The organism is Allocoleopsis franciscana PCC 7113, from assembly GCF_000317515.1.
In the GTDB taxonomy this organism is placed as follows: Bacteria; Cyanobacteriota; Cyanobacteriia; order Cyanobacteriales; family Coleofasciculaceae; genus Allocoleopsis; species Allocoleopsis franciscana.
This window is the reverse complement of the sequence record NC_019738.1, coordinates 131450-155771: the sequence shown is the minus strand read 5'-3', so window position 1 is coordinate 155771 and position 24322 is coordinate 131450. Positions and strand designations below refer to the sequence as shown.

At 47.2% G+C, this 24322-nt stretch carries 15 protein-coding genes; 13 read left to right on the top strand and 2 right to left on the bottom strand.

The annotated features are described in order from the left end of the window. Window positions 1-354: 354 nt before the first annotated feature. The 10 genes from MIC7113_RS00640 to MIC7113_RS00595 all read left to right on the top strand — a co-directional run bounded on the left by MIC7113_RS00640 (window position 355) and on the right by MIC7113_RS00595 (window position 15414). A complete protein-coding gene (locus tag MIC7113_RS00640; protein WP_015180235.1) occupies window positions 355-1908 on the top strand; it encodes a ferredoxin--nitrite reductase in 1554 nt (517 codons plus the stop codon). 120 nt (window positions 1909-2028) lie between these two features. Beyond that, window positions 2029-3351, top strand: a complete 1323-nt coding sequence (locus MIC7113_RS00635) for a CmpA/NrtA family ABC transporter substrate-binding protein (RefSeq protein ID WP_015180234.1) — start codon at window positions 2029-2031, stop codon at window positions 3349-3351. Between the two features lie 95 nt (window positions 3352-3446). Then, entirely contained in the window at window positions 3447-4295 is an 849-nt protein-coding gene (gene ntrB / locus MIC7113_RS00630) for a nitrate ABC transporter permease (RefSeq protein ID WP_015180233.1), read from the top strand. Between the two features lie 173 nt (window positions 4296-4468). Beyond that, entirely contained in the window at window positions 4469-6475 is a 2007-nt protein-coding gene (locus tag MIC7113_RS00625; protein ID WP_015180232.1) for a nitrate ABC transporter ATP-binding protein, read from the top strand. Between the two features lie 146 nt (window positions 6476-6621). After that, the gene (locus tag MIC7113_RS00620) at window positions 6622-7479 is read left to right on the top strand and encodes a nitrate ABC transporter ATP-binding protein (RefSeq protein ID WP_015180231.1); all 858 of its coding nucleotides are present in this window, start codon (window positions 6622-6624) and stop codon (window positions 7477-7479) included. A gap of 706 nt (window positions 7480-8185) precedes the next feature. Then, window positions 8186-9700, top strand: coding sequence for an MFS transporter (locus MIC7113_RS00615; protein ID WP_015180230.1), 1515 nt, complete (start codon window positions 8186-8188; stop codon window positions 9698-9700). A 640-nt stretch (window positions 9701-10340) separates the two neighbouring features. Further along, window positions 10341-11909, top strand: a complete 1569-nt coding sequence (locus tag MIC7113_RS00610; RefSeq protein WP_015180229.1) for a ferredoxin--nitrite reductase — start codon at window positions 10341-10343, stop codon at window positions 11907-11909. A gap of 46 nt (window positions 11910-11955) precedes the next feature. Continuing rightward, a complete protein-coding gene (locus MIC7113_RS00605) occupies window positions 11956-14202 on the top strand; it encodes a molybdopterin oxidoreductase family protein (RefSeq protein WP_015180228.1) in 2247 nt (748 codons plus the stop codon). Window positions 14203-14368: 166 nt separating this feature from the next. Further along, window positions 14369-14845: a phosphate-starvation-inducible PsiE family protein gene (locus tag MIC7113_RS00600; RefSeq protein WP_015180227.1), complete on the top strand. Its 477-nt coding sequence runs from the start codon at window positions 14369-14371 to the stop codon at window positions 14843-14845. Window positions 14846-14961: 116 nt separating this feature from the next. Next, window positions 14962-15414: a nitrate reductase associated protein gene (locus tag MIC7113_RS00595; protein ID WP_015180226.1), complete on the top strand. Its 453-nt coding sequence runs from the start codon at window positions 14962-14964 to the stop codon at window positions 15412-15414. 228 nt (window positions 15415-15642) lie between these two features. On the opposite strand, the gene MIC7113_RS00590 is transcribed toward MIC7113_RS00595, so the two are convergent. After that, a complete protein-coding gene (locus MIC7113_RS00590; protein WP_015180225.1) occupies window positions 15643-16338 on the bottom strand; it encodes a DsbA family protein in 696 nt (231 codons plus the stop codon). Window positions 16339-16792: 454 nt separating this feature from the next. Here MIC7113_RS00590 and MIC7113_RS00585 point away from each other — a divergent pair, with 454 nt between their 5' ends. Next, the gene (locus tag MIC7113_RS00585) at window positions 16793-20068 is read left to right on the top strand and encodes a valine--tRNA ligase (RefSeq protein WP_015180224.1); all 3276 of its coding nucleotides are present in this window, start codon (window positions 16793-16795) and stop codon (window positions 20066-20068) included. A 70-nt stretch (window positions 20069-20138) separates the two neighbouring features. Beyond that, on the top strand, window positions 20139-20597 hold the full coding sequence (locus MIC7113_RS00580) for a hypothetical protein (RefSeq protein WP_015180223.1): 459 nt from the start codon (window positions 20139-20141) through the stop codon (window positions 20595-20597). A gap of 190 nt (window positions 20598-20787) precedes the next feature. Here the strand turns inward: MIC7113_RS00580 and MIC7113_RS00575 are convergent, their stop codons facing one another. After that, a complete protein-coding gene (locus tag MIC7113_RS00575) occupies window positions 20788-22902 on the bottom strand; it encodes a cation:proton antiporter domain-containing protein (RefSeq protein ID WP_015180222.1) in 2115 nt (704 codons plus the stop codon). 211 nt (window positions 22903-23113) lie between these two features. Here MIC7113_RS00575 and MIC7113_RS00570 point away from each other — a divergent pair, with 211 nt between their 5' ends. Next, entirely contained in the window at window positions 23114-24307 is a 1194-nt protein-coding gene (locus tag MIC7113_RS00570) for an RNA-guided endonuclease InsQ/TnpB family protein (protein ID WP_015180221.1), read from the top strand. Window positions 24308-24322 lie beyond the last annotated feature (15 nt).

Sequence of the window (24322 nt, the reverse complement as noted above, 5' to 3'; positions counted from 1 at the left end):
CCTCTTCGCCTTGAGTACCAATCTCTTCATAAATCTTAATAAAAAAATTACTTTCCCGTGTTTGGTTACCGAATTAGCCCACAAAAGGCTGGATTTGACATTCCATCTAGCTTTGGGACGTTAATGGGATCAACCTTAGGGCTGAATATTTGGTTCTCAGCCCCCCTTTTATGTTTAAACTGCATAGTAATTATGCTTTTTCTTCATAAAGTGAAACATATTGTAACTGAAGATACAAATTCTCCCTTAGAGCGCAAATAACCTTATCTGCAAATAACCATTTAAAGAGCAATCGAATTAGTGTTCTGGAAGACCTTGGGAACATTGGAACACTACCCCGAAGAGGAAAAACTTATGACAAGCGCAACCAAGCCAGTGGGCAGTCTCAACAAATTTGAAAAATTCAAGGCAGAGAAAGATGGTCTTGCGATTAAGTCAGAGTTAGAGCAATTTGCCCAACTTGGCTGGGAAGCGATGAATGAAACGGATCGCGAACATCGGCTTAAGTGGCTCGGAGTCTTCTTCCGACCCGTGACTCCCGGCAAGTTTATGGTGCGGATGCGTTTACCGAACGGTATTCTCAGCAGCACTCAAATGCGAGTGTTAGCGGAGGTTGTGCAACGCTACGGCGAAGACGGCAGTGCTGATATCACCACCCGGCAAAACATTCAGCTACGAGGTATCCGAATTGAAGATATCCCAGATATTTTTACACGATTTGAGCAAGTCGGTTTGACCTCGGTGCAATCAGGGATGGATAACGTCCGTAACATCACCGGTTCGCCCGTGGCTGGGATAGACGCCGCTGAATTGATTGATACGCGGGAGTTGGTGCAACAGGTTCAAGACATGATCACCAACCAGGGGAAAGGGAACCCAGAGTTTACCAACCTACCCCGGAAATTCAATATTGCGATCGCAGGAGGCCGTGACAACTCCGTTCATGCGGAAATTAACGACCTTGCCTTTGTCCCGGCTTACAAAGATGGCATCCTCGGCTTTAACGTCGTCGTGGGCGGCTTCTTCTCTGCCAAACGCTGTGATGCCGCGATTCCCCTACAGGCTTGGGTGACACCCAATGATGTTGTGGATGTCTGCCGTGCCGTCTTAGAGGTCTACCGTGACCATGGTCTGCGGGCAAACCGACAAAAAGCGCGGCTGATGTGGCTGATTGATGAATGGGGTATCGACAAGTTTCGCCGTGAAATCGAAAATGCCCTAGGAAGAACCCTGCAACCAGAGGCAGAAAAAGACGAATTCAATTGGGACAAGCGGGATCATATTGGTGTCTTTCCTCAGAAGCAACCCGAACTCAACTATGTCGGTCTACACATCCCCATGGGACGCCTGTATGCCCAGGATATGTTCGACCTGGCACGCATCGCTGAGGTCTACGGCAATGGCGAAATTCGCCTCACCGTTGAGCAAAACGTGATTATCCCGAATGTTCCCGATTCTCGCTTAGATGCTTTCCTGGTTGAGCCTTTACTAGAGCGCTTTTCCATTAACCCCGACCCCTTGACACGAGCCTTAGTCTCTTGCACCGGCGCTCAATTTTGTAACTTTGCTCTGATTGAAACCAAAAATCGGGCATTGACCCTAATTAAGCAGTTAGAAGCCGAACTCGACTTGCCGCGTCCAGTGCGAGTTCACTGGACAGGTTGCCCCAACTCCTGCGGTCAACCCCAAGTGGCAGACATTGGTTTGATGGGCACCAAGGTTCGTAAAGACGGCAAAGCGGTTGAAGGCGTCGATTTATATATGGGCGGCAAAGTTGGAAAAGATGCCCATTTGGGTACCTGTGTGCAAAAGGGCATTGCTTGCGAAGACCTCAAACCCGTACTGCATCAGTTACTGATTGAACAGTTTGGAGCCAGACCACGACAAGAAGCTGTGGTTTCTTCCTAAATAAATCTGCCTCATCGATCTAATCCCTCAAAGACAACTGACTTTCCCAGTTTCAGTCAAGCAAATCGCTGATACCTTTTATTTTCCTTCTTACCTCCTATTACCCGATTGGAAACTAGAATGACCTCGTTGAATAGACGGAAATTTATCCTCACCGCAGGTGCTGCTACGGCGGCTTCTCTATTAGCTCACGGCTGTAGCTCTAGTAGCACGAGTTCAACATCGAGTACTACAACAGCGGCTAATGTCAACCCGGCTGATGCACCCGAAGTCACCACCGCTAAACTGGGATTTATTGCCTTAACGGATGCTGCGCCCCTGATCATTGCTAAGGAAAAGGGCTTGTTCGAGAAGTACGGCATGAAGGATGTCAAGGTTGAGAAGCAGGCATCCTGGGGGACAACTCGTGACAACCTGGAACTAGGCTCTGGTGGTGGTGGCATTGATGGAGCACACATCCTGACTCCCATGCCTTACCTGATTTCAACCGGAGCCGTCACCAAGGGTAACCAGAAGGTTCCCATGTATATTCTGGCTCGGTTAAATCTCGATGGTCAGTGCATTTCGGTTTCCAAAACTTACAAGGATTTGAAGGTAGACCTCAAGAGTAATCCTTTAAAAGAAGCCTTTGCGAAAGGCAAATCGAGTGGCAAAGAACTGAAATGTGCCATGACGTTTCCGGGTGGTACTCACGACCTTTGGATACGCTACTGGTTATCGGCGGGTGGAATCGACCCAGAAAAAGATGTCTCCACGATTGTTGTGCCTCCAGCTCAGATGGTAGCCAACATGAAAGTCGATAACATGGAAGCCTTCTGCGTATGCGAACCGTGGAACAAACAATTGATTAGTCAAGGGATTGGCTATACGGCCTTGACAACTGGCGAACTTTGGAACAATCACCCAGAAAAAGCCTTTGGAATGCGGGCTGATTGGGTTGATAAGCATCCCAAGGCAACAATGGCTCTCCTGAAAGCGGTGATGGAAGCGCAGATATGGTGCGACAAGATGGAAAACAAAGAAGAGATGTGCAAAATCATCTCCAAGCGAGAGTGGATTAAAGTTGATCCCAAAGATGTTATAGACCGAGCCAAGGGTAAGTTTGACTATGGCGATGGTCGTGTTGTTGAGAACAGCCCCCATATTCTGAAGTATTGGTCTAATAATGCCTCTTATCCTTACAAGAGTCATGACATGTGGTTTTTGACAGAAGATATTCGTTGGGGGTATCTGCCACCGGATACCGATATCAAGGCAGTCGTTGACAAAGTCAATCGAGAAGACTTGTGGAAAGAAGCAGCTAAAGCTATTGGGGTACCCGCCGCCGAGATTCCTACCAGTACATCTCGTGGTGTCGAAACATTCTTCGATGGCGTTAAGTTCGACCCAGAAAAACCAGAAGAATATTTGAAGAGCCTCAAGATTAAAAAAGTCAAAGTATAACTTAGACCCGGATTGAAATTGTGGATTGAGAGTTAAAGTTCCCGCCTCAATCCCAAAACGTTTATTACTTCACCACCTGCCTAACTTAAACTCAAATGACAGCAAATCTGGAAAGTCGTCCTCGGCGCGATGTTCGGTCTAATTCCATCATTGCTCTGATCCAAAAGCGAGCACAAAAAGTCATCCGTCCGCTGATTGCGCTCATAATTCTTTTGGTAATCTGGCAACTTCTGTGTTCCAGTCCAACCTCAAATTTACCCAGCCCACTCAAAGTCTTTCAGGAAACCTGGGACCCTTTGATTATCAACCCCTTCTTTGATGCGGGTGGGATAGATAAAGGGTTGGGTTTACAGATTTTAGCGAGCTTGGCACGAGTTGCCATTGGCTTCTTTTTAGCAGCGATTACTGGAATTGCACTGGGTATTTTGATTGGTGGCAATCCCTTTGTATACGATGCTTTAGACCCAATTTTTCAGGTTTTACGAACCGTTCCACCTCTAGCTTGGTTACCTATTTCCCTAGCTGCATTTCGCGATAGTCAACCTTCGGCAATTTTTGTGATTTTTATTACAGCAATTTGGCCCATCATTATTAACACTACAGTAGGCGTCCAACAAATCCCCCAAGACTACAAAAACGTGGCTCGCGTATTGCGCCTGTCTCGACAAAAGTACTTCTTTAAAGTGCTATTTCCTGCCTCTGTTCCTTATATATTCACGGGATTAAGAATTGGCATTGGTTTATCTTGGTTAGCGATTGTCGCCGCTGAAATGTTAGTGGGTGGTGTAGGGATTGGCTTCTTTATTTGGGATGCTTGGAACAGTTCCCGACTCAGTGAAATTATCCTGGCGCTGATTTATGTCGGTATCGTCGGTCTCTTACTAGACCGATTAGTAGGATTTGTTGCTTCTAAAGTTGTTCCTGAAGAACAGAAAAATCAATAATTTTAGTCATTAGTCCTGAGTTTGCTGCAAATAACGAATGACTAGCTAAAGACTGAATGGCAAAAAGCTGACTGTGTTTGTGGTCAATCAGAGAGGGCTAGAGCGCAACGACAAAAGACGTAATCAGTGCTATTCGACTAACGACAAATGACTAATGGCTAAGGAGCAACAAAATGTCTGTATTTGTTGAAATTGACCACATTGATCGCGTATTTCCACTACCGAATGGTGGAAGCTATACGGCACTCAAAAATATTGAACTGAGAATTCGACAGGGTGAGTTCGTTACCTTAATTGGACACTCTGGTTGTGGCAAATCCACGCTTTTGAATATTATTGCTGGGTTGGATCAACCCACTCATGGAGGCATCATTCTAGAGGGTCGGCAGGTGACTCAACCCGGTCCCGATCGCATGGTGGTATTCCAAAACTACTCCCTCTTACCCTGGCTAACCGTCCGGGAAAACATCGCCCTGGCAGTGGACGAAGTGATGGCGAATCGACCCAAGGGTGAGCGTAAAGGCATTGTCGAACACCATATTGAACTGGTGGGTTTGAGACAGGCGGCGAAAAAGCGACCCAGTGAGCTTTCGGGGGGGATGAAACAACGGGTGGCGATCGCACGCGCTTTAGCGATTCGTCCCAAATTATTGCTACTCGATGAACCGTTTGGGGCGCTGGATGCCCTGACACGAGGCGGTTTGCAAGAGCAATTGATGAAAATCTGCGAAGAGAGCCATGTTACCTGCGTGATGGTGACTCACGACGTGGACGAAGCACTCTTGCTATCCGATCGCATCGTCATGCTCACCAACGGGCCAGAATCTCATATTGGACAGATTATCGAAGTAGAAATTCCCCGCCCCCGCCATCGTCTGGAAGTGGTGAATCATCCCAGTTACTACCGCTTGCGGAATGAGATGATTTACTTCCTCAATCAACAGAAGAAAGCCAAGCAGCGCCAATCAAAGCAGCCGCAAGTGATCGCCCGCAATGGCTTAGAAAAAGTCAATCTGGAAATAGGCTTTATTCCCCTCACCGATTGTGCCCCCTTAGTGGTTGCCAAAGAGAAAGGATTTTTCGCCAAATACGGGTTAGAAGAAGTGACCCTCAACCGCGAACCCAGTTGGAAAGCGATCGCGAAAGGTATTGTTTCCGGACGCCTAGACGCCGCTCAAATGGTAGCTGGGATGCCCCTCACCCTGACGGTTGGGGCAGGAAATAAAACTCCAGTCCCTGTCGTCACAGCCTTAACGTTGTCCCGTAATGGCAATGCAATTACCCTGAGTAAGCGCCTGTACGATCAGGGTGTTCGCACTCTGGCTGATTTCAAAGCGGCAATTCAAGCCACTCCGGATAAAGTTCATACCTTGGGCATGGTTTATCCCTCCTCCATGCACAACCTGATGCTGCGTTACTGGTTAGCTTCAGGCGGAATTGACCCAGATCAAGATGTTTCATTGACGGTGATTCCCCCGGCTCAAATGGTGTCCAATTTAAAAGCCGGAAATATCGATGGATATTGTGTAGGTGAACCGTGGAACTCTCGCGCTGTCTACGAAGAACTCGGCTTTGTCATTGCCACGGATATGGAACTCTGGCCGGGACATCCGGAAAAAGTACTGGGTGTGCGCGAAGAGTGGGTGAACAAGTACCCCCAAACTCATATCGCCCTGGTGAAGGCGCTTTTGGAAGCCTGCGAATACTGTGATGACCCACGTAACCGGGAAGAGATTTTGGGCTTACTGACACAAGAGCAGTATGTGGGTTCTGCCCCAGAATATACTCGCCCTGGCTTTATTGACCCCTACAATCGCGGTACTGGAGAACTTCCTCAACAACTCCCCCGCTTCAACCAGTTTTATGTAGATAAAACCAACTATCCCGACCAAATTGAGGGGTTATGGTTACTCACTCAACTCGCTCGCTGGGGGATTATCCCTTTCCCCAAAAACTGGGTCAACATTGTAGACCGAGTGCGGCGCATCGACTTGTTTGGTGCAGCAGCACGAGATTTGGGCTTTTCAGATATTGGGCATGACCGCGGCCCAATCCGCATGTTTGACGGTACAGTCTTTGATCCCGATGACCCACTGGAGTACCTCAATAGCCTGGAAATCAAACGCCCAATTCGTGTCGAAGAAGTTGACATCGACTCTTTCGTGACTCCAGTGGCCTAAGGTTAGGGATGGGATAGAAAATTGCTAGAACGTTCTCCTAGTGCAACATGGCAAAAGTTTCTTCTGTCCTCGTATGAACTCCCGCCCAGCTCCCCCGCTCCCCATTCCGCCATTAAAAACTTTATCTCCCTCCTCCTATTACCATCATGACTGGATTCAACACCGACGCTCTTGTTCATCAAATTTCCCATACTCAAAATCAAAAACCGAAGGGAGACCCCTTACTGGTGATTGAGGATGTTGCTAAGGTTTATCCCACACCAGAAGGCAACCACACGGTTCTCAGTGGCGTCAACCTCACCGTTCATGAAGGTGAGTTTATTTGTCTGATTGGTCACTCTGGCTGCGGTAAGTCCACACTTTTGAACATGGTGGCAGGTTTCTCGCGTCCGACTTACGGGAACGTACTGCTCAAAGGTCAGCGCATCACCGAACCGGGGCCTGATCGGATGATGGTGTTTCAGAACTATGCTTTGCTGCCTTGGTTAAGTGCCTTTGAAAATATTTACTTGGCGGTAGATGCAGTTTATACAGACAGACCTCACTCAAAGAAAAAAGAGATGGTGTCTGAATTGCTGGAGATGGTGGGGCTGACAGAATCGGCGGACAAAAAACCCTCGCAGCTATCGGGAGGGATGAAGCAACGGGTGGCGATCGCACGCGCCCTAGCAATTCGTCCCGAAATCTTGATTTTGGACGAACCCTTCGGAGCTTTAGATGCGATTACGAAAGAAGAGTTACAAGAAGAACTGTTGAAAATCTGGACAGAGTATAGAGTGACTGTCCTGATGATTACCCATGATATTGATGAGGCCCTCTTTCTTGCTGACCGCGTTGTAATGATGACCAATGGGCCAGCCGCTCATATTGGTGAGGTACTTGACATTCCCTTCCAACGTCCTAGAAATCGCGCTCGCCTGATCGAAAATCCTCAATACTACGAACTACGGAACTACGCTTTGGACTTCCTCTACCGCCGCTTTGCCCATACAGAGGTGGATTAGTTCCATATTTAGTTTTAGGTTCAGCTAGATATCAGAAGATTCATCTTTAGATCAGGGGTCGGAAAGCTTCGTCCCCTGATACTGTGCTGAAATAGTCTAAGTTTTCTTGCACTAACCTTTAATTGTCTTGTTTATAAGTATTCCTGATGAAAAAAGTAGCAAACCTTGATTGGTCTATCTTGTTTTATGCTCGCTACTCCCCTTTATTTCTTTCCACGGCGGATTTCATGTATAAAATGCATGACTTCAATGCAATTAAGCGAAATCAATAGCTATTTTGTAGCTAAAGATACGAATTTAAACCTTTAATCCTCATAGGGTTACTAAGAAGACGAATTGAGCAATGTTCTCTTGCCAAATCACTAATTACTAGGAAGTAAGTACGTAAGAATTTGAATGCACATCCATTAGTTAGTAAGATGTCAATTTTGATTCTACAAATCTCTGTCAATGAGCAAGTTCACTATCAACTTCTAGGAATAGGCTAAGTCTGTCTAAAGATAGAATCTGAAAACCAAGGCGGTTTCTTTGTAGTAGAAGATACGAAATCACCCTATAAAGCAGACTAGCCTAACAAAAAAGTATTCTCTAACAATCCTAAATCAATTGTCAGATTTGATGGGTTTAACCCATCATTAGCAATCCTAAAATTGCTAATACATCTCATTATTCAACTGTTACAAATTCACGACTAGGAGACTATTTCATGCTCGGACAATTATGGTCATTTCGCGGTCGATACCGAATCTTGCATCTGACCTGGTTTGCTTTTTTTCTATCATTTGTAGTTTGGTTCAACTTTGCTCCGTTTGCGACAGCGGTGAAAGCCGATTTAGGTCTCACGGAACCCCAAATGCGAACCATCGCTATCTGTAATGTGGCTCTGACAGTGCCTGCACGAATTATTATCGGCATGTTGTTAGACCGCTTCGGTCCTCGCCTCACCTACTCGTTGCTATTAATGTATGCAGCGATTCCCTGTTTGCTATTTGCGTTTGCTCAAAACTTTGACCAATTGGTGATTAGCCGCTTGCTCCTCAGTATCGTGGGTGCAGGGTTTGTGATTGGCATCCGCATGGTAGCAGAATGGTTCCCGCCCAAAGAAATAGGGGTGGCAGAAGGAATTTATGGGGGCTGGGGCAACTTTGGTTCTGCTGGGGCTGCTTTCATTCTCCCCTCCGTTGCTACAGCCATGGCCTTTCTAGCAGGGGGTCAAATTAACTGGCGATTTGCGATCGCACTGACGGGTATCATTGCGGGCGTCTACGGTGTGATCTATTATTTTAACGTTCAAGACACGCCTCCCGGCAAAGTCTATCAGCGACCCAACCGTCATGGCGGCATAGAAGTGACCACGAAAAAAAGCTTCTGGGCCATGCTGGCGATGAACATTCCCCTGATCGGTGCCTTAGGCGTCCTCGCTTGGCGCTTAGGTAAGGTTAAGTTTCTCACGGCTAGTCAGCTAACCATTGTTCTGTTATTTCTCGTTGGTTTGTATCTGTTCCAAGCCTATAAGTCCTGGGATGTCAACAAAGAGTTGATGACCGGTAAAAAGCGCTATCCGGCTGAAGACCGCTATTCATTTTCCCAAGTCGCAATTTTAGAACTGACCTACTTTGTTAACTTTGGTTCTGAACTGGCTGTGGTTTCCATGCTGCCAGGGTTTTTTGAAACCACCTTCAGCTTAAATAAAGTCGTTGCCGGGATGATTGCCGCTAGTTATGCTTTTATGAATCTGGCAGCCCGTCCGGGAGGTGGCTTGATTTCTGACAAACTCGGCAGCCGCAAGTGGACAATGACAGTACTAACCGGTGGTATGGGGCTGGGCTATCTGCTGTTGAGTAGCGTGAGTGGAGGTGGGTGGCTTCCCTTTGCTATTTTGCTAACGATGCTGGCTTCCTTCTTTGTCCAAGCGGGTGAAGGTTCCACCTTTGCGATGGTGCCTTTAATTAAGCGGCGAGTGACCGGTCAGATTGCGGGTAATGTTGGTGCCTATGGTAACGTCGGCGCGGTGATTTACCTGACTCTCTACAGCTTCTTGGAAGGTGCGACTGGCAACCGAATTTTTTTCCAGACGTTGGGATTGGCAGCCATGGTTGTCGCTTTCCTGTGCGCTTTCTTCCTCAAAGAACCCAAAGGCTCTTTTGCTGAACACCATGAGGATGAAGCGCCAGAGATGGGATTTACAAAAACGCCCATCCTCGCGGAGGACAGAGACTAAACTAAAACTGAAAAGTTCAGCATGAGGTATTGGGTGTAGAAGATTGAACGCCCAATACCTTCTCCTAGTTAAGGACTATTTATTCTTTTTTATTTGCTCCTATTTTTATTTGCTCCTATTTGTATAGAGATAGTTAACATCTGGACTTACGTCGCTAAGTTGATATACAAATTCTAGGAATACGCAGGGCGTAGCTCATCCTATAAAGTAGAATTTCTGCATCATCCAGAGAAATGTTAAATAAGCATTAAGGCTATGCAGAACCTTCATCGTGACTTCTGATTGGTAACTATATATACCAATCTGTAAGCTTAAGTCCTTGTAATTTAAATTTGAAGAATTTATTAGAGGGATAATAAATTTTTATCCGGTTGAGTAGTAATGCCAAGAAAAAAAAACATCTTACAATTTACGTAGTAATATAAGCTTATTCTAAATTTCATTTATTCCTAAAGTCAGATTTATAGAAATAAGCCTTGGTTAGATTGAACTTTCAAGAATAGTTGTAGCAAGATTTACGAAATTAATGGCTTGGGCTGCTTAACCTAACAGTAAATCAGGATTGCTGAGGTGGTTAATGAGAATTTGATGGTTCAACAGCAATCCCTGCAAATACAAGAATTAAAAATAGGTGTAACCGATGACAACAGCAGATAAGAAAAAAATTAATCCCATCGAAAAAGCCAAAGCTCAAAAACATCCTTTATTACTCAAGCAAGAACTGGAACAGTTATCCCAATTGGGCTGGGAGGCAATGGATGAATTTGAACGCGACCATGGACTAAAGTGGTTAGGCTTTTTCTATCGCCCAGTGACTCCTGGCAAGTTTATGCTGCGGCTGCGGATACCCAATGGCATTTTGACCAGTTCTCAGCTACGAGTACTCGCGGAAATTGTGCAGCGATACACAGAGGCGGCAGGCTTTCAACAGGAAGGCAATGCGGATATCACCACGCGGCAAAATATCCAGCTACGCGGCATTCATCTTGAGGATATTGCCGCAATCATTGAGCGATTGCGGAAAGCGGACTTGACCAGTGTTCAATCAGGTATGGACAATGTGCGGAATCTCACCGGTTCACCCGTGGCGGGCATTGATGCTGATGAGTTGATTGATACCAGAGACATCGTTTGCCAACTCCAAGATGCCATCACCAACAAAGGGGAGGGGAATTTTGACTTAAGCAACCTTCCTCGGAAGTTCAATATTGCCGTTGCCGGTTGTCGAGACAATTCAGTTCATGCCGAAATTAATGATATTGCCTTCATTCCGGCCTATAAAGATGGCAAGTTAGGGTTTAACGTGATCGTGGGTGGCTTTTTCTCCGCCAAACGCTGTGCAGCCGCTATTCCCCTGGATGCTTGGGTGGAACCTGACGATGTGGTGCCCTTATCGTTAGCCATTTTGATAGTTTTTCGCGACCACGGTGAACGTGGCAATCGCCAGAAGACTCGTTTGATGTATCTTATTGAAGAGTGGGGAATGGAGAAGTTTCGCACGGAAGTCGAAACGCAATTGGGCTACCCTTTGCAAAAAGCAGCAGCCAAAGATGAAATTATCTGGGAAAAACGTGACCACCTCGGTATCTATAGCCAAAAACAACCGGGCTTAAACTATGTTGGCTTGCACGTTCCCATTGGTCGGCTGTATGCTTCGGACATGTTTGAGGTCTCAAGGCTGGCAGAAGTTTACGGCAATGGCGAGATTCGCCTCACCGTTGAGCAAAATCTGATTATTCCTAATATCCCTGATTCTCGCCTGGAAGCCTTCTTAAAGGAGCCACTGGTTCAACAGCGTTTTCCCATCGATCCCAAACCCTTACAACGGGCGTTAGTCTCTTGTACCGGCGCTGAATTCTGTGGTTTTGCGATTATTGAAACGAAAAATCGTGCTCTAGCCATGATTCAGGAACTGGAGGCTGAACTTGAAACGCCTCACCCCGTAAGAATCCATTGGACAGGCTGCCCGAATTCTTGCGGTCAACCCCAAGTGGCGGATATCGGACTAATGGGTACGAAAGCCCGCAAAGATGGACAGATGGTGGAAGCCGTAGACCTCTACATGGGTGGCAAAGTGGGCAAGGATGCTCATTTGGGGAGTTGTGTCATGCCAAAGATTCCTTGTGAAGACTTAAAACCTGTCTTGCGGGATCTCCTGATCGAACACTTCGGTGCTCGACCCCGACAAGCGGCTGTGGTTTCAGTATGATTCTTCTCTTACTTAGGATTCAAGATTTTCGGAAGGTGCGATCGCTATGACTGATGCAACAAAAACACTCTGTCCTTACTGTGGTGTTGGCTGCGGACTAGAGGTCGCACCACCCGCGCAAGCTGGTAAAGCGACGAATCGAGATGCAGAAGGAACCCCGATTTGGAAGGTAAAGGGCGATCGCTCCCATCCCTCTAGTCAGGGCATGGTGTGTGTCAAAGGGGCAACCATTAGCGAATCTTTGGACAAAGACCGACTGAAGTATCCCATGATGCGTCACTCTCTGGATCAACCCTTCCGCCGGGTTAGCTGGGATGAAGCATTAGATGCGATCGCCAATCGGATTCGCACCGTTCAAGTCACCCAAGGGGCAGACGGGATCTGTATGTATGGTTCGGGTCAGTTTCAAACTGAGGACTACTACATCGCCCAAAAACTCATGAAAGGCTGTTTGGGTACCAATAATTTTGACGCTAACTCCCGTCTGTGTATGTCCTCAGCCGTATCGGGTTACATCCAAAGTTTTGGATCGGATGGCCCTCCTTGTTGCTACGACGACTTAGAACTGACAGATTGCGCCTTTCTCATCGGCACGAATACGGCGGAATGCCACCCAATTATCTTCAACCGTCTGCGGAAATACCACAAACAAAACAAAAAAGTCAAAATGATTGTGGTTGACCCCCGCAAGACACCCACGGCGGAAGCGGCTGACTTGCATTTGGCGATTCGACCGGGTACAGATATTGATTTACTCAACGGTATCGCTCATCTGCTGATGCGTTGGGGTCACTATAATTCTGTGTTTATTGATGAATGCACCAGTGGTTTTTCCGAATATGCGGAGGTGATTCGTCACTATCCACCGGAATTGGTTGCCAAAAAGTGTGGCATTCGGTTGGATGAACTAGAGACGGCAGCCAAATACTGGGGTCAGTCTGAACGAGTCCTGTCCTTATGGTCGATGGGTGTGAATCAGTCTTCGGAGGGGACGGCGAAGGTACGGACAATTATTAATTTGCATCTGATGACCGGCAACATCGGCAAACCCGGTGCAGGCCCATTTTCCCTGACCGGTCAGCCGAATGCCATGGGAGGACGGGAAGCCGGGGGTCTTTGTCACATTTTACCCGGATATCGCTTGGTCAAGAATCCCCAGCATCGCCAGGAATTGGAGCAGTTTTGGGGTCTACCCGCTGGGAGCATTGCAGCGGATCGCGGTCGCACCGCTTGGGAGATGATGACTGGATTGGAAACCGGAGAGGTGGGTTTGTTGTGGGTGGCGGCGACCAATCCGGCGGTGAGTATGCCAGATGTTGAACGGACGAAGGCGGCGTTGTTGCGATCGCCATTCACGGTTTATCAAGATGCTTACTATCCCACAGAAACGGCTGCCTATGCTCACGTCCTACTGCCTGCGGCGCAGTGGAGTGAAAAAACAGGCACCATGACCAACTCAGAACGCATGGTGACACTTTGCCCTAAGTTTCGCCATGCTCCCGGAGAAGCTAAAGCGGACTGGGAAATCTTTGCGGAAGTGGGGCGTCGCTTAGGTTTTGTTGACCAGTTTGCGTTCCAAGACTCTGCGGAAGTTCGCGCAGAGTTTATCCAAGTGACTCGCGGGCGCGTGTGTGATCAGACGGGTATGAGTTACCAACGCTTGCAAGCCGAAGGGCCGCTGCAATGGCCTTGCCCAGATGAGTTGCTGGTTCAAGGTTTGAATAGTAATAAAGTTAAGATTCAACCTTCAAACCCAAAACGTCTGTATACCGATTTGCGCTTTCCTACACCCGATGGACGTGCCCGGTTTGGGGCTTATCACTCACGCGGGTTAGCCGAACGGCCTGATCCAAATTACCCCTTTATCTTGACAACTGGGCGTCTTTATGGTCACTGGCACACCCAAACTCGGACGGGACGAATTCCCAAAATTGTGCAAATGCATCCTAATCCCTTTATCGAGATTCATCCCCGTGATGCCGAGAAGTTGGGGATTCAGGATGAAACGTGGGTGGAAGTGCGATCGCGTCGTGGTATTTGTCGTTTCCAAGCCCAAGTCACAAAAGCGATCGCACCAGGTACCGTTTTCGTCCCTATGCACTGGGGCGCATTGTGGGCGGATGGTGCAGAAGCCAATGCCCTCACTCACCCAGAATCTTGCCCCGATTCCCTACAACCGGAATTGAAAGCCTGTGCAGTACAACTGTTGCCTGTATCGGCTGAAACCCCTATAAGTAGTCAGTCATTTCAGTCCAGTTTAAGGGCTTGGTTTTCACCGTCCCTCTCTGTGTGAGACGAAAAGAAAAGCGATTGCTTCTGGCGTTGTCCCCCTATGAATTTCGGCTTGGGCAATCGCCCGAAGTTTTAGGGTAACAGTTGACCTGAATTATGAAGTTGCTATTGGAGCTTGTAGTCCTCTGGATGGTAATATCATTTCGGTAGCTGTCTTCCCTAAAAAAATGCGGCAGTTAAAAAAAATTTTCTATCTATTCATTACTTCTTGTAGGGACAGTAATTTTCTAAGTGGTATAAGCCGGATAGAGGGGTTTGTCTCTAAAGTGCTGTCTGTGGTGATGGTGGTAGTCATCTTAGTTTCAGTTTATGACCTAGTTGTTTTTCTAGCTCAGGAGCTGTTTACCACACCTTTAGGCTTTTTTAACAAAACTTTATTCCAAACGTTTGGCCTGTTTCTCAATGTTCTGATTGCCCTCGAAATTCTAGAAAATATTACCGCTTATCTACGAAAGCATGTTATTCAAGTTGAACTGGTTATTGTTACGTCTTTAATTGCTGTTGCTCGTAAAATTATTATTCTTGACCTTCAAAAAGTCACGGGAACGGAGATAATCGGGTTGTCGATCGCTATTCTCTCTTTATCAATTAGTTATTTTATTATCCGTTTTACAAATCCTAGAGAACCGCATGATAAGCACTAAAATTTTCTAAATTAGTCAATTTATTTTTATGATCAAAATAATAGATGGACTAAAAATATTTAAAGTCATTTTGCAATCAGAAATCCAACCTTTAAAACTTAAAAAGTCTAAAATAAATGTCTCATTTTTTCCAATTTGAAGCCGACTTTGTAGAGTCTTTACGCTGCATTCCTATGCAAGTACGAATGAAATTAGATACTTGCGGAGTCAAACTTAAATTAACTCACTGGAACCAATTTACACTGGAAGAGCGTGAAGCATTGGTAGAGATGCTCTGCACCACAACCGATGAAATAGAAACCTATCGGGAATATTTACAAAATCGAGTGATCGAGCATACAGGTTCACCCGCTTCCACACTTCCCATAGAACCCCAACCGGCCTGGATGGATAGCACAACCATTCCTGCAAGTATTCAGGAAAAAGCGCAAGAATTAGCTGTATCTATCACAGTTCAGCAGTGGGCAACACTCAGCCCTGCCCAGCGTTTTGCTCTTATTAAGCTCAGCCGTCCCAGTCATGAAAACCACAATTTTTTACCAGCCCTCAAGGAGTTTCAACTCATTTGAATGGCTAGAAAATTGACAGGGACGATGAGTTGCCTCTGAAAAGTCCTAACTCTCCAAACTCTAAGAGGCTGTTTCTAAAGAATTGTAAATCGCAGGAGCTCCCCCTAAATCCCCCTTCAAAAGGGGGACTTTCAAGAGTTTTTGTTCCCCCTTTTTTAAGGGGGGCTAGGGGGGATCTATCCAATTGTTAGGCAACTTAGCCAGTTAACATTACTTTGGAAACAGTCTCTATGGCTGACTTACCTGTTTCAAAGCCGCTTCGAGGCTATCCAATTGAGCACCATTGGCAATAACCTGATCATTCATAATTAAGAAAGGAGTTCCTGTAACGCCTAATTTTTCTGCCATTTCTACATCTTTCTGAATGGCTGCACTCGCTGCCTGACCATTTCGGTCTTGATCAAACCGCTTGAGATCCAGATTTAAAGCTTTAGCGGTTGCCACATAAAGAGGTTCACCTAAATTCTGTTGGTTTTCAAACAACGCATCATGAAACTCCCAGAATTTCCCTTGTTGACCCGCGGCCCAAGCCGCTTTTGCCGACGGCATCGCTTCCGGATGAATTTGAGTCAGGGGTAGATGTTTATAGACTAAGGTAACTTGATTCTGACGAGTTGCCATGAACTGCTTCAGCGTCTCATGAGCCTTAGAACAATAAGGACATTGAAAATCAGAGAATTCCAGGAGTACAATTTTTTGCTCTTTAGCTCCCGTGGTTGGGGAGTCACCAATCACAGCTTTGGGATTGGATTTCATCTGTTCCAGAAAAGCTTTTTGAGCTTGTTGCTGTTGATCAGCTTGCTTTTGCTGGTAAGCCTGCAACGACTCCACCAGCACTTGTGGATTGTTGCGAATCACCTGTAAAACTTTGGCTTCTAACTCTGAGTCGGTTGGCTTACTGTTGTCGGCTTTGGTGGGTGGCATTGAACAGCTAACCAGTCCCACGCACAAAACCAGTCCGATTAATCTCAATACGTACTGAGAGTCAACGTGGTGTCTATGGGAGAAGAGGTTCATATTAATCAAAAGCCACCATCTGGAACGAAGAGTACACCGTAATGATGACACATCTAGGTCTGGGTGGACGGCGATTCGTGGAGGGCTTTTACGATTAGGTTAGGATGGCGCTGGCAAGCAGCAAAGCCCTAGTGCAAGAAGGCAGAAGGAAAGAAGGCAGAAGGCAGAAGACAGAAGGAAAGAAAGTTTGTACAGTAAGGTTTTTAATCTTTTTTCAGTGGTGGGTTATTTCTGCCGTGCTGCACTAGATTCAACTCGTTCATCTTCTCACTGCTCCGTGCCCTCTGCGCCTGGAGTGGTTCGTTCCCTCTCACCCCTATGGCAAAATAAGACAAGGCTCGTCTTCATATAGTGTTCCCCAATGACAGCAACAACTCCCACTCAGCAAACCCAATACGACCCCAAAACCACCGAAGCCAAGTGGCAGAAATACTGGGAAGAACACCAGACGTTCAAAGCCGACCCTAATCACCAAGGCGAACCCTACTCCATCGTGATTCCGCCGCCCAACGTTACGGGCAGCTTACACATGGGACACGCCTTTGAGAGTGCTTTAATTGATACCCTCGTCCGCTACCACCGGATGAAAGGGCGTAATACCTTGTGGCTACCGGGCACTGACCACGCCAGTATTGCGGTGCATACCATGCTGGAAAAGCAACTGAAAAAAGAGGGCACAACCCGCAAAGCATTAGGACGTGAACAGTTTCTGGAACGGGCTTGGCAGTGGAAAGAAGATTCTAAAGGGACAATTGTTAACCAACTACGGCGCTTAGGGGTGTCGGCAGATTGGTCGCGGGAACGCTTCACGATGGATGAAGGCTTATCCAAAGCCGTGATCAAAGCTTTTGTCAGTCTTTATGAAGAAGGCTTAATTTACCGGGGCGAGTACTTGGTGAACTGGTGTCCTGCTACCCAATCGGCTGTCTCAGACGTAGAGGTGGAAAACCAAGAAGTTAATGGAAATCTCTGGCATTTCCGCTACCCCCTCAGCGATGGCAGTGGTTTTGTGGAAGTGGCAACAACTCGACCCGAAACCATGCTGGGCGATACAGCCGTTGCTGTCAATCCTAATGATGAGCGCTACAAGGATTTGATTGGCAAGACGCTAACCCTGCCGATTATGGGGCGGGAAATTCCGATTATTGCGGATGAGTTAGTTGACCCAGAGTTTGGCACCGGTTGCGTGAAGGTGACACCTGCCCATGACCCGAATGACTTCCAGATGGGTCAGCGTCATAATTTGCCCTTCATCAACATTATGAATAAGGATGGCACCCTCAACGACAAGGCAGGGCCATTCGAGGGGCAAGACCGCTTTGAAGCCCGGAAGAATGTGGTGAAGCGCCTAGAGGAAGATGGCGTCTTGGTGAAGGTGGAGGACTACAAGCATACCGTCCCCTATAGCGATCGCGGCAAAGTCCCAATCGAACCTCTCCTCTCCACTCAGTGGTTCGTCAAAATTCGCCCTATGGCTGACAAGGGATTGGACTTCCTCGACCAGCAGCATTCACCCGTATTTGTGCCAGAACGCTGGACAAAGGTTTACCGGGATTGGCTGGTGAAGTTAGAAGATTGGTGCATTTCCCGCCAACTGTGGTGGGGACATCAAATTCCCGCCTGGTATGCGGTGAGTGAAACCGATGGAGAAATTACAGACCATACTCCTTTTGTCGTTGCCTCTAATGAGGAGGAAGCCAAAGAAAAGGCAATTTCACAATTTGGCGAAAATGTCAAGATAAAACAAGACCCGGATGTGCTGGATACGTGGTTTTCTTCGGGATTATGGCCTTTCTCCACCATGGGTTGGCCTGAAGACACAGCAGACTTAAAGACCTACTATCCTACGACAACCCTGGTTACCGGCTTTGACATCATTTTCTTCTGGGTGGCACGGATGACGATGATGGGAGCGCATTTCACGGAAAAGATGCCGTTTAAGACCGTTTACATCCACGGATTGGTGCGGGATGAGAACAACAAGAAGATGTCCAAAACTTCAGGCAATGGCATTGACCCCTTGTTGCTGATCGATAAGTATGGAACTGACGCCCTGCGCTATACCCTGGTTAAAGAAGTGGCTGGGGCGGGTCAAGATATTCGCTTGGAGTACAACCGCAAGACGGATGAGTCTGCCTCGGTAGAAGCGTCTCGCAACTTCGCCAACAAGCTGTGGAATGCGTCTCGGTTTGTGATGATGAATCTCGATGGTAAGACGCCTGAGGAGTTGGGAACCCCTCTCGAAGGGGGGGTCGAGGTTTTGGAATTGAGCGATCGCTGGATTCTCTCGCGCTTCTATCAAGTGGTGCGTCAAAGCAACGATGCTCTGGACAACTACAGCATGGGAGAAGCGGCGAAGGGACTCTATGATTTCATCTGGGGGGACTTCTGCGACTGGTACATTGAAATGGTCAAATCGCGGTTGCGTGAGGATGCTTCTTCTGCGTCGCGAAAAGTGGCTCAAGCGACTCTCGCCTATGTGTTAGAAGGCATTCTCAAATTGCTTCATCCATTTATGCCTCACATCACTGAAGAGATTTGGCATACCCTGACGCAAAAATCCGATCAGGCTTTGGCAGTGCAAGCTTATCCAGAAGTGGGGGATATAGAAGGGACGAACTGGAGTGAGCCAGTCTTGGTGGACACCCAAACGCGATCGCCTTTACCCGCCCCGACAGCCGAAACCCCCAAAACAAAGCTGGAACAGATTGCCAGTGCTAGCGATTCGGGGGTATTATCTCGCCTGAATTCATCGTGGAATCAATCGTCATCAATCGGGAATCAAGTTGCCAAAGTTTTGTCTGAATTGCCGGATGAGATAGGTAAGTTTTTCAATCAATACCAACAGCCGATGATTGTGGTTGCCCTGTTGCTGGTCACAATCATTACTCTCAAAGTCACGTTAGCAGCCGTCAGCGCCATCAATAGTTTCCCCATCCTACAACCGACATTTGAAATGGTTGGTCTAGGATACACAATATGGTTTGCTTCCCGCTATTTACTCACGGTTGCGAAGCGGCAAGAGTTGGGCGCTGCAACTCAAGCACTTAAAGAACAAGTGATTGGCACAGGAGAACCCAAACAAGTATCAAGGCTGACACAAGAGGACAAAAAAAGCTCCCCATCCTTAATCTCTGGGTCTACTTCTGTGATTGACCCACAACTGGAGCAACAGTTTGAGCTACTGATTAGTACAATTCGCACCATCCGCAACCTCCGGGCAGAGGCAGAGATCAAACCTGGTGTGAAGGTAACAGTGATTCTACAAAGTAGTAGTGATGAAGAACGTCAAATTCTTGAGGCAGGGCAGTCTTATATTAAAGATTTGGCAAAAGTGGAAAGTTTGACCATTACCCCAGCCTTAGAGCAAGAACTCAAGACAACGATGGCGGGTGTCGTCGGTACAGTTCAAGTCCTGATGCCCTTGGAAGGCGTGGTGGATTTCGATGCTCTGCGTGCAAAGTTAGAACGAGATTTAGGTAAAGTAGAAGCGGAAGCTAAATCGCTGTCCGGGCGTCTGGCGAATCAAAACTTTGTCAGCAAAGCTCCGGCAGACGTTGTGCAGGGTGCGAAAGAGGCTTTGGCAGAAGCTGAAAAACAAGCGGAAATTTTACGCGATCGCCTTTCTCAGATATAGAGATGCGATGGATTTGATGAGTTCCGGTCTTGAGTGTCTCTAACCTCCTAATGAACAAGAATGAACGCCAATGCTACACCTAGCCCAAGTACAAAACAATGAAAGTGCAGGGGGGGTGGAACTGCAATTACTAGCCCGCCAAAACTCCGAACACACATGGGCTGTAATTAACCCAGAAAGTATTGCACTAACGAACAGCAAATCTCTGAATGAAGGTTTGTTGGTGTTAGTGGATCTTTCTGAAAACCACGAAATTCTCAGCATCCAGCAAGCCAAAGATTGGGTGTTGGATTTGGTACAAAAGTACCTAACCATTGAGGTTAACCCCACCTTTTTACAGGAAGAAGCGGAACGGGTTGAACAGTGGCGGCAAGACTTAACCTTGCAAAGTCAGGATTTGACTCGCCGCAATCTGGAGTTGGAAGCGCGTCGCGAACAACTCCAAACATTGGAAGAAGAGTTGAAGCAGGAAAAGGAGAAACTAGAGCAGCGCAATAAAGAATCGGACTCCAGCGAAACTGATTCCTAATACCAGTTTCCTAAATGCTTGCTACAAATACTTTTCTGATTCCACCTTCATTAAGGGGTTAGTATTATAGCACAATTCAATGAAATTGGTATAAGCGCGGCTGTGGGAAAGACTGGGGATAGGAGAGGGAACTCTTCCCCTATCCCCAGCTCTGCATTTTTCCTACCTTCTGTAGGATTGATCAGGACGCTCAGGATAAGGAAGAGGGAGACGGGGAACGGGTGGTAGCTAAAACGCTCGACAGTGCTCCATGCGGTTCACCTAAAAGTACCACCGAACAAGTGAGTTGTTTCACCAGTGGGGTGGTTACTTCACCAATCGCTAACCCATCCGCACCGACCCGACGGCGTAGCGATCGCAAAACCACTAAATCCTGACCCTGAGAGGCTTTCAGAATTGCTTGCGTCACATTGTCCTGGGGAATAATTTCAACTTCAGTTGGCGGTGGATCGGGCGACAGTTGAGAGACAATCAGCGATAACTGAGAACGAGTCCAGGCAATCTTGCCCTGTGGAGTTCTGGGGTCGCAGACGTGGACTAATGTCACCTGAGCTTGATTGACCTGAGCCAAAATCTGAGCAAAGCGCACAGGTCGTATTGCTGAGGTTGATAAGTTTTCCACAGGGACTAAAATCCGCCGAATTTTCAGGGGGGAATCCAACAGGCGTGCCACGGCTACTAAACAGTGCGCTGACCACAAAACACTATCGGTCACATTACCAAACAAGCGGGCGCGAAACCCTAGCCGTCCACCCCAACCCAGCACAATCATACTGGCATCTTGTTCTCGACTCGCATGAGTAATGGCAGGAGCAACGTCGTACTCAATTCGCAGTTGGGGTGACGCTTCAACGCCCAATTCCCGACTTAGATCTTGTGCTCGGTCAAGCAACATCTGGCTTCGCCGAACCGCTTTATCCATTTCCGGGTCATCCATGCGAGCATGAGCCTGCGCGATTGCCAACGGTACAATTCGACCACTTTCGTGCCGTGCCAACAACGTTGCCATTTCCATCAAGTACCGTTCGGTTTGAGGATTGGAAACCGGCACCACAACGGTAAAGTCACCCGTCTTTTTCGACTCTACGGGAGGGTCTAACGGATCGATAGCATCAGCTATAGTCGTCGCATCTGGAGTGAGTTGAGCCGCCGCTCGTGCCGTAATCAACGGCCCCAGAATTGATGTCACCAGCATCATTAAGATCACAGTATTTAAGACAGCTTCACTGAGAATCTTCTGCTGATATCCCACCAGGGTTGCCGCCAGAGTCGCCGCCACTTGGGGTAAGGATAGTGACCACATCGTCAGCAATTGCTGTTGATTGTAGTTATAGATCAGCTTGATGATATAGGCTGCAACAAACTTACTCCCGATCAACCCCCCGATAATTGCCAGCGTCAGCCCAAAAGAGGACAGGGTTTTGACAAAAGAATTTAAATCGAGCAGCAAGCCCATATCCACAAAAAAGATGGGGATAAATAGAACGCTGCCAATAAACTCGACCTTTTCTTTGACCGGCCCATCCCCGACAACGTCGTTTACGGCTAAACCCGCAAGGAAGGCTCCCACTATTTTTTCCACTCCCACTAGCTGTGCTCCCACTGAAGCCAGGAACACCGCCAGCAGTACAAACAAGAATTGATTCCCTTGGTCACCTTTAGTACGACGGAAAAATTCTTTCCCCAGCCAGTCAAAGCCAAATAGAATGGCAAGTGAATAGATGGTCAACGATATCAGCAAAACCGCTAAGCTGGTAGCTGAGAAGTTCCCTTTATTCACACCGACACAAATAGCTAGAACCAGCAAAGCGCCAATATCTGTAAAAATCGTGGCACCAATCGTGACGGTGACGGCTTCATCATTGACGACACCTAGACGTTGAACAATTGGATAGGCGAGAAGCGTATGGGACGCCAGTAGAGAGCCAATCAAAATAGACGCATTCCAATCAAAGCCGCCAACCAGACGGCCGACTAGGGTTCCGGTAATTAACGGTACGAGGAACGTCGTGCTTCCAAATGCCAGGGAGCGATTTCTGGTTTTGCGGAACTGCGCGAGGTCAATTTCTAGCCCTGCGACAAACATCAGATAAATTTTTCCGATGTCTGAGAGCAATGTCATCGTCTCAGATTTGTTGTTGAGTAAGTTCAGTCCACTCGAACCCAGCAAAACCCCTGCTGCGAGCAAACCCACTAATCCAGGCAGTCGCAGTCGCTCAAAGATTGGAGGCACCAATAAAATAACCGCTAAAAGAAGCGCAAAGGAAACAACGGGTTCCTTGAGAGATGCTGTAATTGATTCCATAAGCACCGGGCTAGGAGATAGATGGCTGGTGTAGCTGATGACTGAACGAAGACAGGGATAACTCCCCAATAGTTATGACTTTCAGTTTCGCAGCAATAGTCGAACCCCGCACATTATATTTACCGAAATTAATGGGTCGAAAGCCCCGCCCTAGAAGGGCGGCTTTTTTGTTTATAGCTACAAACAGCCATAAATATGGTAAGATACCATCATGATCGTACTTGAGTTTAAGTTGAAAGGTAAACCAGCGCAATATCGGGTCATTGACGAAATGATCACCACCTCGCAGTTTATCCGAAACAAGGCACTCCGGTACTGGATGGATAATCAAAACGTTAAGCTATCTGATCTCTACAAACAATGTGCTGTATTAGCTAAAAAGTTTGAATGGGCAGGAAAACTTAACTCAATGGCGCGTCAAGCTTCGGCGGAACGTGCTATTTTTGCTATCCAACGTTTCTTGGCTAATTGCAAAGCCAACAAACCCGGAAAGAAGGGATACCCTCAGTTTAAGAAGTTCACTCGTTCTGTGGAGTATAAAACTTCAGGTTGGAAGCTTTCTTCTGATAAAAGAAGTTTAACTTTCACCGATGGGTTTGCGGCAGGCACATTTAAGCTGGTTGGTTCTCGTGACTTGCATTTTTATGCTCAAGAGGAGATAAAGCGAGTACGGGTCATCAAGAGAGCTGATGGGTACTATACCCAGTTCTGCATCGCTGTAGATCGGGTAGAAGAAGTTGTACCAACAGGTAAGGCTATTGGAATAGATGTAGGACTCAACCACTTCTTGACCGATAGCGCTGGAGCAACCATTCCTAATCCTCGCCATCTTCGGAAAAGCGAAAAGGCGTTAAAGAGGGCACAACGCCAGGTATCCAGCAAAAAATTGCGTTCAGCCAACCGGAAAAAGGCTATTAACAAGTTAGGCAGAAAACACCTCAAAGTCAGTAGGCAGCGTAAAGACTTTGCCATTAAGACAGCATTGTGCGTAGTGAAATCTAGCGATTTCGTAGCCTATGAAGACTTGCAGGTAAGAAATCTGGTGAAAAACCACAAGCTTGCCAAAAGCATCAGTGATGCAGCTTGGTCACAGTTTACTCAATGGTTGCAGTACCTAGGGAAAGTGTATGGGAAGACGGTGGTTGCTGTCGCTCCCCAATACACCTCTCAAAACTGCTCAACCTGTGGCAATACAGTGAAAAAGTCGCTATCAGTAAGGACTCATGTGTGCGGGTGTGGCACGGTACTAGACCGCGACCACAACGCAGCATTGAATATCTTAGCTAAGGCTTTAAGGCAAGCTGGAATCGACTTAAATACCCTGGGGCACAGGGAAATTAACGCTTTCGGACAGACCGACCTCTACTCGTTGATGGAAACATCAGCAAGCAAGCCGACTGGTTGAAGAAAGAATCCTCGC

Excerpts from the sequence above, each read along its gene's own strand:
- MIC7113_RS00640 (WP_015180235.1), top strand. The coding sequence starts at position 355 with ATGACAAGCGCAACCAAGCCAGTGGGCAGTCTCAACAAATTTGAAAAA.
- MIC7113_RS00635 (WP_015180234.1), top strand. The coding sequence starts at position 2,029 with ATGACCTCGTTGAATAGACGGAAATTTATCCTCACCGCAGGTGCTGCT.
- ntrB (WP_015180233.1), top strand. The coding sequence starts at position 3,447 with ATGACAGCAAATCTGGAAAGTCGTCCTCGGCGCGATGTTCGGTCTAAT.
- MIC7113_RS00625 (WP_015180232.1), top strand. The coding sequence starts at position 4,469 with ATGTCTGTATTTGTTGAAATTGACCACATTGATCGCGTATTTCCACTA.
- MIC7113_RS00620 (WP_015180231.1), top strand. The coding sequence starts at position 6,622 with ATGACTGGATTCAACACCGACGCTCTTGTTCATCAAATTTCCCATACT.
- MIC7113_RS00615 (WP_015180230.1), top strand. The coding sequence starts at position 8,186 with ATGCTCGGACAATTATGGTCATTTCGCGGTCGATACCGAATCTTGCAT.
- MIC7113_RS00610 (WP_015180229.1), top strand. The coding sequence starts at position 10,341 with ATGACAACAGCAGATAAGAAAAAAATTAATCCCATCGAAAAAGCCAAA.
- MIC7113_RS00605 (WP_015180228.1), top strand. The coding sequence starts at position 11,956 with ATGACTGATGCAACAAAAACACTCTGTCCTTACTGTGGTGTTGGCTGC.
- MIC7113_RS00600 (WP_015180227.1), top strand. The coding sequence starts at position 14,369 with ATGCGGCAGTTAAAAAAAATTTTCTATCTATTCATTACTTCTTGTAGG.
- MIC7113_RS00595 (WP_015180226.1), top strand. The coding sequence starts at position 14,962 with ATGTCTCATTTTTTCCAATTTGAAGCCGACTTTGTAGAGTCTTTACGC.
- MIC7113_RS00590 (WP_015180225.1), bottom strand. The coding sequence starts at position 16,338 with ATGCCACCCACCAAAGCCGACAACAGTAAGCCAACCGACTCAGAGTTA.
- MIC7113_RS00585 (WP_015180224.1), top strand. The coding sequence starts at position 16,793 with ATGACAGCAACAACTCCCACTCAGCAAACCCAATACGACCCCAAAACC.
- MIC7113_RS00580 (WP_015180223.1), top strand. The coding sequence starts at position 20,139 with ATGCTACACCTAGCCCAAGTACAAAACAATGAAAGTGCAGGGGGGGTG.
- MIC7113_RS00575 (WP_015180222.1), bottom strand. The coding sequence starts at position 22,902 with ATGGAATCAATTACAGCATCTCTCAAGGAACCCGTTGTTTCCTTTGCG.
- MIC7113_RS00570 (WP_015180221.1), top strand. The coding sequence starts at position 23,114 with ATGATCGTACTTGAGTTTAAGTTGAAAGGTAAACCAGCGCAATATCGG.